Annotated in this window: 16 protein-coding genes; 10 read left to right on the top strand and 6 right to left on the bottom strand. The window is 60.0% G+C overall.

Translation table 11 applies throughout. The annotated features are described in order from the left end of the window. Positions 1-927: VWA domain-containing protein (locus CLV74_RS22880; protein WP_170108087.1), on the bottom strand; the 927-nt coding region annotated here is incomplete at its 3' end. A 703-nt stretch (positions 928-1,630) separates the two neighbouring features. Further along, a complete protein-coding gene (locus tag CLV74_RS16325) occupies positions 1,631-3,385 on the bottom strand; it encodes an FAD-dependent oxidoreductase (RefSeq protein ID WP_106266880.1) in 1,755 nt (584 codons plus the stop codon). 162 nt (positions 3,386-3,547) lie between these two features. On the opposite strand from CLV74_RS16325, the gene CLV74_RS16320 reads away from it, so the two are divergent. Further along, positions 3,548-4,498, top strand: coding sequence for a LysR family transcriptional regulator (locus CLV74_RS16320; RefSeq protein ID WP_106266878.1), 951 nt, complete (start codon positions 3,548-3,550; stop codon positions 4,496-4,498). Here CLV74_RS16320 and CLV74_RS16315 read toward each other — a convergent pair whose 3' ends face one another. Beyond that, positions 4,499-5,143, bottom strand: a complete 645-nt coding sequence (locus tag CLV74_RS16315) for a TetR/AcrR family transcriptional regulator (protein ID WP_106266876.1) — start codon at positions 5,141-5,143, stop codon at positions 4,499-4,501. Between the two features lie 281 nt (positions 5,144-5,424). Here CLV74_RS16315 and mhpA point away from each other — a divergent pair, with 281 nt between their 5' ends. From mhpA to CLV74_RS16270, 9 genes are all read left to right on the top strand, one after another. Beyond that, complete coding sequence (mhpA, locus tag CLV74_RS16310) at positions 5,425-7,065, top strand: bifunctional 3-(3-hydroxy-phenyl)propionate/3-hydroxycinnamic acid hydroxylase MhpA (protein ID WP_106266874.1); 1,641 nt, start codon at positions 5,425-5,427, stop codon at positions 7,063-7,065. 170 nt (positions 7,066-7,235) lie between these two features. Next, positions 7,236-8,300, top strand: a complete 1,065-nt coding sequence (locus tag CLV74_RS16305; protein ID WP_106266872.1) for a maleylacetate reductase — start codon at positions 7,236-7,238, stop codon at positions 8,298-8,300. Positions 8,301-8,344: 44 nt separating this feature from the next. Then, the gene (locus CLV74_RS16300) at positions 8,345-9,610 is read left to right on the top strand and encodes an ABC transporter substrate-binding protein (RefSeq protein ID WP_106266869.1); all 1,266 of its coding nucleotides are present in this window, start codon (positions 8,345-8,347) and stop codon (positions 9,608-9,610) included. 56 nt (positions 9,611-9,666) lie between these two features. Continuing rightward, a complete protein-coding gene (locus tag CLV74_RS16295; RefSeq protein WP_106266867.1) occupies positions 9,667-10,386 on the top strand; it encodes an ABC transporter ATP-binding protein in 720 nt (239 codons plus the stop codon). Then, complete coding sequence (locus CLV74_RS16290) at positions 10,383-11,096, top strand: ABC transporter ATP-binding protein (RefSeq protein WP_106266865.1); 714 nt, start codon at positions 10,383-10,385, stop codon at positions 11,094-11,096. The genes CLV74_RS16295 and CLV74_RS16290 overlap by 4 nt, the downstream gene beginning before the upstream one ends. Beyond that, positions 11,093-11,956 (top strand): branched-chain amino acid ABC transporter permease, encoded by an 864-nt coding sequence (locus CLV74_RS16285; RefSeq protein ID WP_106266863.1) that lies wholly within the window; start codon positions 11,093-11,095, stop codon positions 11,954-11,956. Before CLV74_RS16290 ends, CLV74_RS16285 begins: the two co-directional genes overlap by 4 nt. A 9-nt stretch (positions 11,957-11,965) precedes the next feature. Next, positions 11,966-12,988 carry a branched-chain amino acid ABC transporter permease gene (locus CLV74_RS16280; protein WP_106266861.1) on the top strand — a complete coding sequence of 341 codons (1,023 nt, stop codon included), beginning with the start codon at positions 11,966-11,968 and terminating at the stop codon, positions 12,986-12,988. Positions 12,989-13,023: 35 nt separating this feature from the next. Then, positions 13,024-13,863, top strand: a complete 840-nt coding sequence (locus CLV74_RS16275; protein WP_106266859.1) for a dioxygenase family protein — start codon at positions 13,024-13,026, stop codon at positions 13,861-13,863. A gap of 4 nt (positions 13,864-13,867) precedes the next feature. Then, positions 13,868-14,200 (top strand): hypothetical protein, encoded by a 333-nt coding sequence (locus CLV74_RS16270; RefSeq protein ID WP_106266857.1) that lies wholly within the window; start codon positions 13,868-13,870, stop codon positions 14,198-14,200. Positions 14,201-14,248: 48 nt separating this feature from the next. On the opposite strand, the gene CLV74_RS16265 is transcribed toward CLV74_RS16270, so the two are convergent. From CLV74_RS16265 to CLV74_RS16255, 3 genes are all read right to left on the bottom strand, one after another. Next, the gene (locus tag CLV74_RS16265; protein WP_106266855.1) at positions 14,249-15,031 is read right to left on the bottom strand and encodes a TIM barrel protein; all 783 of its coding nucleotides are present in this window, start codon (positions 15,029-15,031) and stop codon (positions 14,249-14,251) included. Then, a complete protein-coding gene (iolB, locus tag CLV74_RS16260; protein ID WP_106266853.1) occupies positions 15,028-15,822 on the bottom strand; it encodes a 5-deoxy-glucuronate isomerase in 795 nt (264 codons plus the stop codon). Before iolB ends, CLV74_RS16265 begins: the two co-directional genes overlap by 4 nt. Positions 15,823-15,905: 83 nt before the next feature. Continuing rightward, positions 15,906-16,559: thiamine pyrophosphate-dependent enzyme (locus CLV74_RS16255; RefSeq protein ID WP_245888573.1), on the bottom strand; the 654-nt coding region annotated here is incomplete at its 5' end.

Genomic DNA, 16,559 nt, shown 5'->3' with positions numbered 1-16,559 from the left:
CAGATCATAAAGGGTCACGTTACCGGTATTCGCAACGCTAACCGTGTAGCTCAGCACATCGCCCGCTGCGGCACCATCGGCCAAAGCGGTCTCGTCTACCGTTTTGGTGACCGTCAGTTGAGGGTTAGAGGACGCTGCCGCCACTGTCGTAACCGCTGCACAGACCTTTGCCGTCAGGCCACTGATGTAGTTTTTGCTCGGGTCCGCGATATCCGCATAGGTCGAACCAACAAAGACATTGCTGGAACTCCCAGCAACCCCGTCGATCAGCGTCTGAAAAGCAGTGTCCGAGCCAGAATAGCGCGTCGCGGCCTCGCCAATCACCATAAGAACAACTTCATGGCCTGCCGCACGAATATTGGCAGCACTTGACGAAAAAGTAGAGGCGTCACGGATGCCGCCGACCCCGCCACCATTGCCGTTGATCCCGTCCGCATCTGTCAGCAATACAACGACCGAAGCCGTATTTGCACGCGCTGCCGCACCGCCATCGCTCTGATATTGGCTGCTGCCATAGTTGGTCAGCGCATCTTCAACATAAGACATCGCCGCACCGGGATTGGTGTATTGGGTTCCGCTTGTGGCACGCGAATAGCCGCTCGCAACCGAAGGAAAGTTCGCAGTCAATCCACTGACGGAGACAGGATTTGTCCCCCAAGCAACCAGCGCCCCACGCAGGCCCGTAGTCGCGTCAAAAGTGAAATTCCCCGCGACCAGATTCAGAAATGACTGCGCTTGCGAAAATTCAGTTGAATCAACGCTGGTGGATTCATCGTTCAAAAACCAGAGCTCTGCGGCGCCATTACACGATTGGGCCGCAGCGTTTCCTGTCCAGACTGCGAACATGAGTAGTGTGCTCACAAGCAATGTGAACAAACGGTGAGATAAACCAACTACTGTCGAAAGCACTCGTTGGGAAACAAGCATCGCGCCATCCTATATCCAAATTTGAATATCTATCCCTTAACTTCTGTGGCGCGAAACGGTCAGCACCCCTAACGGGTACTCTGTACATCCATAAGATAGCAAAAATGCAATAACATGCTTTCGATTTTTGAACCTCAGCATTGAGGAGACAGTTAACAGGTTGATTTAAAATACTATAACTCTCTCTAAAAGAAGCGCCTCAAGCACAACTTTGCAGATAAGTAATACTTTAGGATATAAGATCTTTACTGAATTGATGCCCGTGATCGCGGATATCGATAGTTTTTCGATCACTCTCGCAGGCTCGTAGGTCACCGTTCTGTATCGCTCGAACATGCCTCTGCGGATCAGGATACTGCTCCATAATGCAGAGTTCACATCGCAAGATAGCACCGGTTCGCCACGCGAACGTTCCTCAATCCATTGGATAAGGGTTTCTGCATGTGCATAGCTGCATTGCAGCATTTGATATTGTCCGGATCCAACGGACACGTCATATTGAACAAGTAGACAGCGTCTCTCCTCCTCCCTGACGTTGTCTTGAAAATTCAGGCGGCACACATCTCCTCCTCCCTTGTGTGTCGCCTTTTTCTTTTCCGAACACCCCCGAACACCAAAAGCGCCCTGCTTTCATCTTGGCAAAAATACCTCGGGGTGCGGGGCAGAGCCCCGCTTAGGCCGAAACCCGTCCAGCGCGCGGGTATCAGCGCCCCAACACCGCCTCAAAGACCCGCGACAATTCGGCTTCCGGCTCTTTCGCCATCTTGGCGCATCGCCAAGCCACATGGTGATCAGGCCGAACCAGCAAGCAGCCGCTGTCGGTGATCTCACTGGCTCGCGCCCAATCGCCACTGTGGTCCAGATGGGCCTGACGGGGGCCGATGATGCGGGTGGTGATCTCGATCCCCAAACGCTTGGCCACTGCAGCAGCGGCCTTGGCCCATGCCTCGCCGCCAAGACCGGTCAAAACCGTAAACTGCCCGTGGCCGCAAAGATCCAACGAGGACACCTCAGCCCCACCAGCCTCATAGACCCACGCATGAGGCAGACGGGCACCGGGCCAAGTTGTGGGCTGGTAGTGCATGTCGGGGTCCAGCTCCATCGCGGGCTCGATCTGCCCGTCCGAGACAATAGCGTCCGAGATATAGCGCTGGTTCATCTCGACCCCATGGGCGTCGAATTCATATTTCTTAAAGGCAATCGCCTTGCGAATTGCCTCGCGCTGCTTTTCGGCGGCAGGGTTGCCATCGCAACGGGCTTCAAGGTTCTTTTGCATCTGAACCGGATCAACCCCTTCGCCCATGCCCAAGGCTTCAAAGATCGGGCCGGTCTCGGCGATGGACTGGTTGGCGCGGGTGACGATCTGTTTGGCCACGGGCGCGCGCTCGGCGTCATAGCTGTCCAGCAGACGCGCGCCGGCCTGACCTTTCAGCACCATCGACAGCTTCCACGCCAGATTGAACGCATCTTGGATGGACGTATTCGACCCCAACCCGTTTGAGGGTGGATGCCGGTGGATCGCATCCCCCATACAGAACACCCGACCCTCAGAGGTCCGCGTGGCGTAATAGTTGTTCACGGTCCAAGTGTTGGCGCTGATCAGCTCGATCTCCAACTCGGGATCGCCGATCAATTGACGGGCGACGCCAGTGGCGAACTCTTCGGTGACCTCCGGCTCTGGTCCGTTAATGTCATAGCCCCAAACGATCAGCCATTCGTTCCACGGGCGCACCATGCGGACCAAACCCATACCGATCCCGCCAACATCCGCGCCGGGCTGCATGACCCAGTACAGAACCGACGGCCGATGGGCGACGTATTTCGACAGATCAGCCCGGAAGAGGATGTTCATTGACCCGCCAACGGCCATCTGGCCCTCAAATGGCAGTCCCGCATGTTCGGCCACCAAGGATTTGCCCCCGTCAGCCCCAACCAGATACTTTGATCGGATGGTGAATTCCTTGCCGGTCAAGCGATCAAGGCAGGTGGTTGTCACCCCGTCGGCGTCCTGCTCGTGGCGCAGATATTCCGTGGACATCCGCGCTTGCGTGCCGCGCGAACAGGCGGTCTTGAACAGAAGCGGCTCCATAAAGGTCTGGGGCAGGTCGTTCATATGGCAGGGCGAGGACATTTCGTGCTCGGCCTTCGACAGGGGGTGGTTGCCCCACGCCTTCATCCGCCCGATTTCTTCGCCCGCAAGGCTTTCGCAAAACACGTTCTCGCCCATCAGGTCCTGATGGGTGGCGTGCATATAAGCCTCATCCTCAACGTCGCGGCCCAGATCACGCAGCACCTCCATCGTGCGCTGGTTGGTGATATGCGCGCGGGGCGTGTTCGCCAGCCAGCGGTAACGGTTCACCACCATGTTTTCGATGCCATAACTGGACAGCAACGCCGCCGTGGCCGAGCCCGCAGGGCCGGTGCCGATGATCAGCACATCGGTTGAAATATCTGCCATAAAGTCCTCCCTATATACCATCATGGTATGAATTCTTTGGATCCTCCCCTAGCCGGTCTCCTCTCCGGACAGGAACAGAGGAAAATCCTTGCTCAAAGGGACATTAGCGGTCAGAAAATGGGCTGGTTTTCCAAAGAGCCGCGAATAACATCGCGTTTTGTTATGAAGTTAGATAGTGAACATCTCGAAATTCTTGCGATGATCGTCGAGAAGGGCGGCTTGACCGAGGGCGCCGAGGCGTTGGGCAAGTCCCAGCCATCGGTCTCGCGCACCATTTCCAATCTGGAAAAGCGTCTTGGCATGCCCCTGTTCGAGCCCGGCCGCCGCCCCCTGCAACCCACCCATTTCGGGCGGATGCTGTCCGAGATCGGCATGCGCATCTACGCCCTGAACCGCGAGGCGCAGACGCTGGCCCAGAACTTCACCAAGGGCTACGCGGGCCACATCCGCATTGGCGGGACGCCGATTTTCATGGACGGGGTGATCTCGCACATGCTGGCGGACTTTCAGGAACGGGCCGAGGGGGTGCAGTTCGACCAGAGCTATGGCTACTTTGACAGCCTTCTGGGCAAGCTGCGCAACAAGATGTTGGATATGGCGATCCTGCCCATGCGCGAAGACCAGATACCGGTGGATTGTGATTTTCGCCCGCTGATCCCGGGGCGCAACGTGATTGCTTGCCGCGCGGGCCATCCGATGACTCGTAAGGGGCCGATAACGCTGCAGGAAATTGATGCCTACTCATGGGTAGCGCCGCCCGCCGATAGCCCGTTGTTCCGCGATTTGAAGGGGGCGATCACCTCGATCGGGTCCGAGAATTTTCGGTTTACCTTTTCGGGCGGCACGCTGGCCTCAATCCAGTCGTTTCTGATCCGCACGGACTGCCTGACGGTGTTGCCCTATTCGGTGGTCTACCTGATGAAAGGGGCGGGGCAGATCGTGTCATTGCCAATAAAAGTGGCCCATCCGGACCGCAAATTAGGCGTGCTGACCCGCAAGGGAGAGGCACTGTCGCCCATGCTGAAAACCTTCATCACCTTCCTTGAAGGACAGTGCGAAAATCTGGAATGCCGTATGGCGAATGAGGCCCGCATCGCCAAAGGCCGTGCCTGATCATTCGCCCTCGATGTAGGGGGGCAGATCGGGCAGGGGGCGGGCGGCCAGTTCAGACGCCGCATCCAGATCCAGCCCCGTCATACACAGCATCCGCGCCACAATCTGGTTCTTGGCGGCGGCCGGAACCTCTCCCTTAGTGATGGCAAGACTGGCACCGATGATCGTGTGGGTCGTCATGCGCCAGACCAGTTCAGGGTTCGACACCCGAAACCGGTTCGCGGTTGAGGCCAAGCGCAAATCGCGGATCGCAAACGGCCCCATCGTACGGAAAATCGCGTCTGCAATGACCTCGGACCGGTGCAGCATCTGCTCCCATCTGGGGTCGGTGGTGGCGGTGTCCAACACGCGGCGAATACCAAACGCGTAGACCTGCGCGGGGTCTTCAAAGGTGTCGGTGACCTTTTCGATCCGCACCGCCAGTTCGTGCATCAGGGTTTCCAGCACCGCGACGGCCAACTCATCCTTCGACCCGAAGTAGTTATAGACCGTCCCCGCGCCAACATCGGCACGCTCGGCGATCTCTAACATCGTGGCGGCATCCACACCCTTTTCGGCCATCACATCCCGCGCAGAACGGATCAAAGCGGCGCGGTTCCGGCGCTGTCTGCGGGCGACGCGACCTTCGGGTTTGGGTTCGGGCATGGGGGCTCCTGAGGGGATTCGAACCTGAGTCTTATTCAGTTTTGGGTTGTCATTCAACTTGCGCCGCAGCGCGGCACCCTAAGCCCGCAGCATCGTGAAACCGTGAAAAACCCAAAGGGATCAATCCCATAAGGCCCAAACTTCGCGCTCTACAAATGACGCATTTTCAAAGTTGACGAACATTCATTTTTAGAACAGCCTTAGAGCAGCACCGGAAAGCCCGGGGGGACAGCAGGCCAGCGCAGGAGGCGCGCAGGCCTGACGCTAGGGAGGAGAACACCATGACTGCATCGACCAATCCGGTCGGTTTCGATACCGATGTTGCCATTGTTGGCGCGGGCCCTGTGGGCACGTTGCTGGCCATTCTTCTGGGTCAGCGGGGCAAGAAAGTGACCCTGATCGAGCGTTGGTCCAAGCATTACCCGCTGCCCCGCGCGGTGACCTTTGACCACGAGATTGCGCGTATTCTGGCGACCCTCGGGATCAACTCGGAGACCGATGAGGCGATCAACTACCATGACGAGCTGTACTACTGGCGAAATCGCGACGGGCAGAACCTGCAAATCGTGGATTGGCAAAGCCAGTCAGCGTCCGGTTGGCGGGTGCGCTATTGGTTCAACCAGCCCTATCTTGAGCGTCGCTTTCTGGCCATTGCCGCCGAACTGCCAACCGTCACCATTCTGCGCGGTTATGAGGGCAACGCGCTAGAGCAAGACGCGGACGGCGTGACCCTGTCGATCAAGCAAAACCCCGAAGAATTCGGCCCCGATGGTGAACGTATCACCCTGCGGGCGCGGTTCGTGGCGGGGACCGACGGGGCCAACAGCTTTGTCCGCGAAACGCTGGGGATCGAGAATGAGGACAAGGGTTATTTCTTTGACTGGTTGATCCTCGATATGATCCCGAACTTTGACTATGTGGCCTCGCGTCCCGATCAGCCCGCCCAATGGCAGCTGTGCGATCCCAAGCGTCCGACAACCGTGGTACCCGGCGGCCCCGGCCCCGTTGCAGGTGGTCCTGATCGCCGCCGGTGGGAGTTTATGGTGCTGCCCACCGAAGACGCGGCAGAGATGCAAAAGCCTGATAGCGCGTGGAAATTGCTGGAACCGTGGGGCCTGACCCCCGACAACGCCGAGTTGGAACGGGCCGCCGTCTACCGCTTTCAGGCCCGTTGGGCCAAAGCGTGGAACAAGGGCCGCTGCCTGATCGGCGGCGATGCGGCGCACTTAATGCCTCCCTTCGCGGGGGAGGGGATGTGCGCCGGGGTCCGTGATGCGGTGGCGATGGCGTGGCGTCTGAACGGCATCCTTGAGGGCAAGTTGTCGATGGATGTGCTGGACAGCTACACCTCTGAGCGGATCGAGCACGCCAAGCACTACATCAACTTCAGCCAAGAGCTTGGCCAGATCATCTGTATCGCCGATGAGGCCGCCGCCGCCGAGCGTGACGCCGCGATGATCAAGGCGCTGGCCGAACGGGACAACGCGCCCGTGCCCACAGATATTTGCCGCTTGGGGCAGGGGGTTTGGGATGTTGATAGTACCCACGCAGGCGAACTCTCGGTGCAGGGGATCGTGGAATCTAGCGGACATCGCGATCGGTTTGACCAGATCGTCGGCCAAGGCTGGGTGCTGCTGGGGTATGACGCCGATCCGGCGCAGGCGCTAGAGCCTGAACAACTGGCCCAATTGCAGCATCTGGAAGGGATCACCGTCCAGATCAGCCCTGCTGGGACCTCGGGCGATGTAGTGGATGCCGAGGGCACCTTTGACGCGTGGTTGAAAGACATTGATGCCCGCTACGTCCTGATCCGTCCCGATTTCTATGTGGCTTTGACGGCCAATTCGGCGCAGGCGCTGCGCTCTAAATTCACCGCGATCATGGACCGCCTGCACGTCACCGCGCCTGTGGCTGCGGAATGATCCCTCCCGCGGGCAGCCCCAATCGGCCCGCGTAAGACAAGCGGCGCAAGATAACATCCGGTTATGTAATCTGCGCCGCTTGCGATCCATTCCCCCAATTTCGGGGGCTAACGTCCAATCCAAGAGGAGTCCCTGACGCATCTTTCCGCGCAGGGAAAACGGGAGCATCTATGGCACGTCCATTGGATTTTACTTGTACATTGAACCCCGCACGGATCGTTTTCGGGTCCGGCACGCGGGCAAAAGTGGCAGATGAATTGGCGGCCCTTGGCGTGAACCGCGCCTTGGTTTTGTCCACCCCATACCAGAAGGCGGACGCGCAGGCATTGGCCGCTGAACTGGGCGACAAGGCCGCTGGCGTTTTCAGCGATGCGGCCATGCACACACCAGTTGAAGTCACCGAAAAAGCGATGGCCGTTTACACCGAACTCGGTGCCGATGGGGTTGTCGCGCTGGGGGGCGGCTCGACCATCGGGCTTGGCAAGGCGATTGCCTACCGGAACGACTGCCCGCAGCTGGTGATCGCAACCACCTATGCAGGGTCCGAGGTAACGCCCATCTTGGGGCAGACCGAGAACGGGGTGAAAACCACTGTTCGTGCCGCGTCCATTCTGCCCGAAACCGTGATCTACGATCCGGACCTGACACGCGGACTTCCTGTAGCAATGTCAGTGACTTCAGGTCTTAATGCTATGTCCCATGCGGTTGAGGGGGTCTATGCGCAGGACCGCAATCCCGTGGCCAGCCAGATGGCGATCGAAGGCGTGCGCGCCCTGCGCGATGCCCTGCCACAGATCGTGGCCGACCCGCGAAACAGCGCCGCCCGCAACGATGCGCTCTACGGCGCGTGGCTGTGCGGGACGGTGCTGGGATCGGTCGGCATGGCCCTGCATCACAAACTTTGCCACACGCTTGGAGGCTCGTTCGATCTGCCCCACGCCGAGACCCACTCGGTCATGTTGCCCCATACCGCAGCTTTCAACGCGGGCGCAGCAGCCGAGGCGATGAAACCTTTAGCGGACCTTTTCGGTGGCGATATCGGCGCGGGCCTGTGGCAGTTCGCCAAGGACCTTGGCGCGCCGATGACCCTGAAAGATTTGGGCCTTGCAAAGGCCGATCTGGACCGTGCCGCCGATCTGGCGGTCAAGAACCCTTACTGGAATCCGCGCCCCGTGGAACGGGACGCCATCCGCGCCCTTCTGGGCCGCGCATGGGAAGGGGCCGCGCCAGAATAGGCCCACTCAAAACATAACGAAAAGTCATCTTAGGGAGGAGAAAGATGCTTTCACGACGTTCATTCCTGAAAACAGGGGCGGCAGTCACGGCCAGCGCCATCGCGCTGCCCGCCTTCGCCAAAGGCACAACCATCAAGATCGGCTACGTCAGCCCGCAATCGGGTCCGCTGTCGGCCTTTGCGCAGGCCGATGCTTATGTGATCGAGAACTTCATCAAGGCAGCCGCCGCCGAAGGTATCTCGGTTGAGGTCATCGCCAAGGATAGCCAATCGAACCCCAACCGCGCCGCCGAAGTGGCCCGCGAATTGATCGTGCGCGATGAGGTGCACTTGATCTGCGTCGCCTCAACGCCCGAGACCACCAACCCCGTCTGCACCATCGCCGAGGCTGAAGAGATCCCCGTGATCTCGTCCGTGGCGCCGTGGCAGCCGTGGTTCATCGGCCAGCAGGGCAACCCTGCCGATCCGGCCTCATGGCAGGCGTTCGACTATGTGCATCACTTCTTCTGGGGGCTTGAGGACAACGTCGGCGTGTTCATGAACATGTGGGACAAGTTCGACAGCAACAAATCCGTCGGGGCGCTGTGGCCCAATGACGGGGACGGCAACGCATGGGCATCCGACGTGGGCATGCCGCCTGCGCTAGCGGCGGCGGGCTACAAGCTGACCGATCCGGGCCGCTATCAGAACCTGACCGACGATTTCAGCGCACAGATCAATGCCTTCAAACAGGCAGAGGCGGATATCATGGTCGGCATTCCGATCCCGCCGGATTTCACCACCTTCTGGACGCAAGCCAAGCAGCAGGGCTTCAACCCCAAGATGGTCTCGGTCGCGAAGGCACTGCTGTTCCCTGAAAGTGTCGCCGCCTTAGGCGAGCTAGGCCACAACATGACATGCGAGGTCTGGTGGTCGCCGAACCATCCCTACACATCCAGCCTGACGGGCCAAAGCTGCGCCGATCTGGCGGGCGAGTTTGAGGACTACGCCAAGCGCCAATGGACCATGCCTTTGGGCTTTGTCCATGCCCTGTTCGAAGTGGCGCTGGATGCAATCAAACGCGCCGAAGACCCCACGGACGGCGATGAAATGGCCGAACTGATCGGGGCCACCAGCCTTGATACCGCCGTGGGCAAGATCGAGTGGAACCGCGACAACGTTCCGCCCTTTGCGCAGAAAAACATCTCAAAAACCCCGCTGGTGGGTGGCCAGTGGCGGATGCAGGACGATGGCTCCTTCGATCTGGTGATCGTCGAGAACGGCCTTGCCCCCGAAATCCCTCTGACAGGCGAATTGGAAACCCTGTCCTGAGGCACCGCGTCAGCGGGCCTCCATCCCGCTGGCGCACCGATCTAGTGAGGCAACAGATGTCCCTTCTGAAACTCGACAACGTGTCGAAGTCTTTTGGCATGCTCAAGGTCACCGACAGCGTGTCCTTTGAGGTCGCCAAGGGCGAGGCGCTTGGCATCATCGGGCCGAACGGGGCCGGTAAATCGACCCTGTTCAACCTGATCACCGGCAACATCGCCCCCGACGAAGGGGCGGTCTATCTGGATGGCGTGGACATGACCCGCAAACCCGCCATGAGCCGCGTTCAGGCCGGTGTGGGCCGGTCCTTCCAGATCCCGCAGCCCTTCACCCATCTGTCGGTCTTTGAAAACCTGCTGGTCGCGGCGAATTTCGGCGGCGGGCATCATGGCCATGCGGCGGATGATTTCTGCATGGATATTCTGGACCAGACCGGCCTTGCGGGCGTGGCGGATGCGACCTCGGGCAGTCTGTCGCTGCTGCAACGCAAACGGCTGGAGCTGGCCCGCGCCATGGCAACCTCGCCCAAGGTTATCCTGCTGGACGAGATCGCAGGCGGGCTGACCGAAGGCGAATGCGTGTCACTGATCCAGACAATCAAATCCATCCACGCCAGCGGCACCTCGATCATCTGGATCGAGCATGTGCTGCACGCGCTGACCTCGGTGGTGGAACGGCTTATGGTGCTGAATTTCGGCAAGATGCTGATGATCGGCGATCCGGCCGAGGTGATGGACTCGCCTCAGGTCAAAGAAATCTATCTGGGGATCGAAGTATGACCGGACCCGTTTTATCCATTGAAAACCTGACCGCCTACTATGGCGATTTCCAAGCACTGTTCGGCGTTGATCTGGCCCTGCAACAGGGGCAGGCGCTGGCGATTATCGGCGCGAACGGGGCGGGGAAATCCACCCTGATGCGGGCGATCACCGGCATTCTGCCTAGCCCGCGCGATGCGATCCGTCTGAACGGCCAACCCATCGGGCATCTGTCTGCGCCAGAGGTGCTAGAGGCTGGCATTTCCATGGTGCCCGAAGGGCGGCGGTTGTTTCCGTCCCTGTCGGTCGAGGAGAACCTGTTGATCGGCGCCCACGTGCGTACGGGCAGCCGCTATTGGACGCTGGACGGGATCTACGACCTCTTCCCCATTCTGGCCGAGCGTCGCCACAACCCCGGCACGGCTCTTTCGGGCGGGCAACAGCAGATGGTGGCCATTGGCCGCGCGCTGATGTCGAACCCCGATGTGCTGCTGTGTGACGAGATTTCACTGGGCCTCGCCCCTGTTGTGATCCGCGACATCTACGCCTCTTTCCCGAAAATCCGCGAAAGCGGGGCCTCGGTGATCGTGGTGGAACAGGACATCGGCCAAGCCTTGAAAATCGCCGATCACGTCTGCTGCATGATGGAGGGCCGCGTGACCCTTTCGGGCGCACCGGACGCGCTGTCCCGCGACGCCATCCACGACGCCTATTTCGGAGTAAGTGCATGATCTGGCTGGATACTATTGTGCAAGGCATCCTGCTGGGAGGGCTCTATGCCCTGTTTGCCGCCGGTCTGTCGCTGGTCTTTGGCATCATGCGGCTGGTCAATCTGGCCCACGGCGATCTGATCGTGCTGGCGGCGTTCCTGATCCTGACGATCGTCTCGGCCTTGGGGCTTAACCCCTTTCTTGGCGCTTTGCTGGCGATGCCGGTGATGTTCGGGGCAGGGTGGCTGCTGCAAACCTATGTGCTGAACCGCGTGCTTGGTGACGATATCCTACCGCCGCTGCTGGTGACCTTTGGTCTTTCGGTCGTGATCCAGAACGGGCTACTGGAAGGGTTCTCTGCCGACAGCCAGAAGCTATCCGCTGGCCCGATCGAGGCCGCATCGCTACCCCTTGGCCCCGTGACGGTAGGAGTGATGCCGCTGCTGACGCTGATCTCGGCCATTCTGGTGATCTTCGCCCTGAACCAGCTGTTCTATCGCACCCGACTGGGCCGCGCCTTTCGCGCCACCTCGGATGATGCGGTGACCGCAGGACTAATGGGCATCCGCCCGCGCAATGTCTTTGCCATCGCCACCGGCGTCGCCATGGTCGTAGCCACCATCGCCGCGCTGTACTTGGGGATGCGAGCCAACTTTGACCCAACCATCGGCCCCGCCCGCCTGATCTACGCGTTTGAGGCGGTGATTATCGGCGGCCTTGGGTCCCTATGGGGCACGCTTGCAGGCGGTATAGTCATCGGCGTCGCGCAGGCCTTGGGCGCGGCGGTGAACCCTGAATGGCAGATCCTGTCCGGCCACATCGCCTTTATCCTAGTGCTGCTGGTGCGTCCGCGCGGCCTTTTCCCCCGCGCCAATGACTGAGGAACACTGATGACACCTTCGATGAAATCCTCGGCCACCAAGATCGTGGCTTTGATCGCCCTGATCGGGCTGGCGCTTGTGCCAGTGATCGGCAGCCGTGCGATGGTGCAAGACCTGTTCATGGTGCTAACCATGCTGGTGCTGGCCCTGAACTGGAACATGCTGGCAGGCTTTGCGGGCCTTGTCTCGGTCGGCCAACAGGCCTTTGTGGGCATCGGCGCCTACGGCATGTTCGCCGCCGTGATCCTTTGGGGACTGGACCCGCTGATCGGGATCGTGGTGGGCGGCATTGTGGCAATGGCCCTGTCGATCCCCGTGGCCTTCTTTGCCTTTCGCCTGAACGGCGCCTATTTCGCCATCGGAACGTGGGTCGCGTCCGAGACCGTGCGCCTGCTGGTCGCCCAGTGGAAAGCCCTTGGCGGCGGCACCGGCACCTCTCTGCCCAAAGGCACCACCAAAGACATGTTCGGCGTCGATGTGATCAAAGACCTGATCGATGGGTCGTCCAGCGCGGCGGCGGATGCGCTGACCTACTGGCTGGCACTTGCTTTGGCGGCGGCAACCTTGCTGGCGGGCTACATGTTCTTGCGCTCGCGCATGGGGCTTGGCCTGCAAGCGATCCGCGACAATGCCGAGGCCGCCAAGTCCGTGGGCGTAGACCCCACTCGCCTGAAGGCGCTGGTCTTTGTCCTTTGCGCCTTTGGCACCGGCATCTGCGGCGCACTGCTGTTCATCCAGATCACACGGGTGACGCCCGATGCGGCCTTCTCGGTGGTGGATTGGACGGCCTTTGTGATCTTTATCACAGTGATCGGCGGCATCGGCACGCTGCCCGGTCCCATCGTCGGCGTGATCGTCTTTTACGCACTGCAACGGACGCTGGCCGATTACGGCACCGTCTACCTGATTGTTCTGGGTCTGATCGGCATCAGCGTGATGCTGTTCGCCCGCAAGGGACTGTGGGGGATGTTCAGCGCCCGCACGGGAATAGACCTGCTCTCGCTGCGCCATCCCGCGCCCCGCCGCCCCTGACCCCATTCTATCCGACTGAATTGAAAGGATATCCAATGACCAAATACTTCTCCGAAGAGGGCTCGGTTCAGGCCGTGAACGCCCGCATGGGGGCCGAGATCAACCCGCGTTTGGCTACCGTCATGGCCGCGCTGGTCAAGCACCTGCACGCCTTCGCCAAAGAGATCGAACTGACGCAGGAAGAATGGGAATTCGGGATCGAGTTCCTGACCAAGACCGGCCAGATTTGCAGCGGCGAGCGTCAGGAATTCATCCTGCTGTCGGATGTTCTGGGGTTCTCGATGCTGGTGGACGCCATCAACAACCGCCGCCCGGCTGGCGCGACCGAGAACACAGTCTTCGGCCCCTTCCACGTGGCTGACGCGCCGATCCGGCAGATGGGGGACTGTATCTCACTGGATGGCAAAGGCGAGAGCTGCCGCTTTGTGGGCCGCGTCATTGACGTCCATGGCGAAGCGATCGAGGGCGCTTGCGTTGATGTCTGGTCAGATAATTCCGACGGTTTCTATGACGTGCAACAGCCCGACATACAGCCCAAGTGGAACAACCGCGGCCGCTTTATGACCAAGTCTGATGGTGCGTACGAGTTCGTCGGGATCAAGCCAGTCTCTTACCCGATCCCCGACGATGGCCCCGTGGGCAAGATGCTGGGATCATTGGGACGTCACCCCTACCGCCCCGCGCATATGCATTTCATGGTCACCGCTCCGGGCTTTAAAACCATCGTGACCCACACCTTCGTGGGCGATGATCCCTATCTCACCGACGACACCGTGTTCGGCGTCAAGGAAACGCTGGTCGCCCCGTTCGAACACATCAAAGGCGACACCGAATGGCGCTCTCCCTTCGATTTCGTCATGGTTGCGGAGGGGTAAGAGGATGCCGCTGCTTTCAATCACCGTCCATCAGGACATCTGGCCAGCCTGCCAAGAGGATCTGACCGAGGCCCTCCCCGCCATCCGCCAGATGCTGTGCGAGAAACTGGCCGTGGGGCAAGAGTTTGCCTCGCTCACCATCACACCCGTGTTCGGCCTTCCAGACCAGATCAAGGTAAACGGCGATCTGCGGGTTCTGGGAAAAGAAAGCCGAGGACCAGAGGTCTTGCAAGACGTGGCCGAGGCCTTGCAAACCTTGCTGTCAAAGGCCGCCAGCAGCCACGCCAGTGTGCGTATCACCACCATGAACCCCGCCACCTACATGGCAAAACGTTAAGGCCTTGCGGGGCAGGGGCAGCGTTGACTGCCCTTGCCCAAGCGCCGATTACGCCAGCGCTGCTTCGATACAGGCGAAAGAGGCCTGCATCTTAGCCAGCCCGTCCGCCCCGAAATTTCCAGGTGCGGTGCATTCAAACGACACGCCGCCCCGATAGCCGCCATCAAGTAGCGCGGCGATCTGCGCGATATTCCCACAACGATCATCCGCATCCACCCAAATTCGATGCGCGTCTTGTTGATGGTCCAGCGTCACAACGGGATCAGAAATGCCCGAGATATGCAGCAGTCCGGTCAGTTCAGGGAACAGTTCAGTCTCGCCCGAAATGCAGTGCTGAAAGGTGTCATGGACCATTCGGAACAGATCCGGATCGACCATATCAATCGCCCTTACCAAAGGCGCTTTGCAGCGAATTGATGAACTTGCGAAGCCAATCGGTTCAATCAGCGGCACGACCGAGCGCCCTTTGAACATCGGCACCAACTCGCGCAGCACATCGACCAAGGTCATTACCTGACGGTCGTCCACACAAGGGATCAGACTGACTGTCTCAGCCCCACTGGCTTCAGCAGTATCAAGCAACACTGCAATCTGCGCCGCCCGCTCATCGTCCCAGACGTTGAACCCGTAAACTTCAGACAATCCAAACAGCCGCAACCCATAGCGCTGCACAATGGATGCGGCCTCGCTCGGCGCAATCCCGTCAAAGAACGGCCGCCCTAGATCATTGCGCGGCTCAACCCCAATGCATCCAGCGTCTTTTGCAACCTGCAAGAATGCTTCAAACGGCAGTTCTGCACAGGTCTTTTGGTTCAGCGCGCGCTGGATCAAAACATATGCTCGACTTCAGGCGCGGGGACAAAGCGCCACTTGCGCAGGGGGCCCGCCATGACGTTGAGGTAGTACATCTCGAACCCGTAGGGCGCACCGCAGGGGTGGTGGCCACGGGGCACGCAGACCACATCGCCATCCTTAACAGCCATCGTCTCATCCAGTTGGCCATCGTCGGTGTAGACCCGCTGAATGCCAAAGCCGTCCGCAGGGTTCAGACGGTGATAATAGGTCTCTTCCAGATAGGTGATGCGCGGGAAATCATCTTCGTCGTGACGATGGCTTGGGAAAGACGACCAGTGCCCCGCAGGTGTGAAGACCTCGGTCACGAGAAGGCTATCGCAATAGTCCTCATTCTCCATCGCGATGTTATTGATAAAGCGGGTGTTTACCCCCTCACCGCGCTGGGTCAAGGTGATCCCGTCCGGCCCAATCCGCCGCGCCGCGTGACCGCCCACGCCCGGGGCCGAGCATACCGCAATGGTGCAATCGGTGGTCGCCTCAGCGGTCCAATCCTGACCATTCGGCACATAAAGGCAATGGGGCGGGGTCTTTTCAAAGACGCTCATCCGCTCGCCCAAAACACCCCAGTCCTGACCGGCTGCGTTGAAGCTGGCCTTTCCTTCGACCATCACCAGAATGACCTCACGATCACCTGTCGCCTCGGCCACCGTCTCACCCGCCCTTAGCCGGTAGAGCGAGAACCCCACATAGCGCCAACCGGCGCTTTCCGGTGTGATCTGATGCACCTTACCGTGGGTGCCAAAGGGTTTCTTCAGTAGGTCAGCCATCTCAAATCCTCTCACCCCCCTTCATTTTGGGGGTCAATACCTCGGGGTGCGGGGCAGAGCCCCGCCTGTCCTGCTGTTTCGTGTCAGTTCATGCCGGTCTGGCGGGTGATCTGGGTGATGTAGTCGGCATAGCGGGCGCGCTGCTTCTCGCGTGCGCTCACCTGCGGCACCGCCACATCCCAGAAGAATCCGTGGCTGCCCGCCGTCGTCTCCAGACCGGTGCCGGGGAAGTCCTTGGCCACCGTCTCGATCACGATCACCGTCGGGATGTTCCGCTCGCGGGCCGCCGCAATCTCGGCCTCCAGCGCGTCCGTCCCCGATGCCTTCACCGCATAGGCACCCATCGAGGCGGCGTGCGCCACATAGTCGATCTCGGGCTGCACCTCGACATTGCAATCCACATACATGTTGTTGAAGGGCTCACCGCCACAGCCCATGGTCTGCAGCCGGTTAATGCAGCCGTAGCCACGGTTGTCGGTCAGCACCACGGTGAAGGGAATGCGCCGCATCACCGCCGTGGCCAGCTCGGCGTTCGCCATCATGTAGCTGCCATCGCCCACAAAGCAGATCACCTCGCGCTCGGGCCGCGCCAGCTTCAGGCCCATAGCGCCCGCAACCTCATAGCCCATGCACGAATACCCATATTCCATGTGGTACCCGCCCTGAGAGGGCTGCCACAGCAGCTTCAGCGCCCCCGGCATGGTGCCCGCCGCACACATGGCAATCGCGCTCTCGCC

Origin of the sequence: Donghicola tyrosinivorans, from assembly GCF_003003355.1 — a bacterium.
GTDB classification, from domain to species: domain Bacteria; phylum Pseudomonadota; class Alphaproteobacteria; order Rhodobacterales; family Rhodobacteraceae; genus Donghicola; species Donghicola tyrosinivorans.
This window is presented reverse-complemented; position numbering and strand designations above follow the sequence as displayed.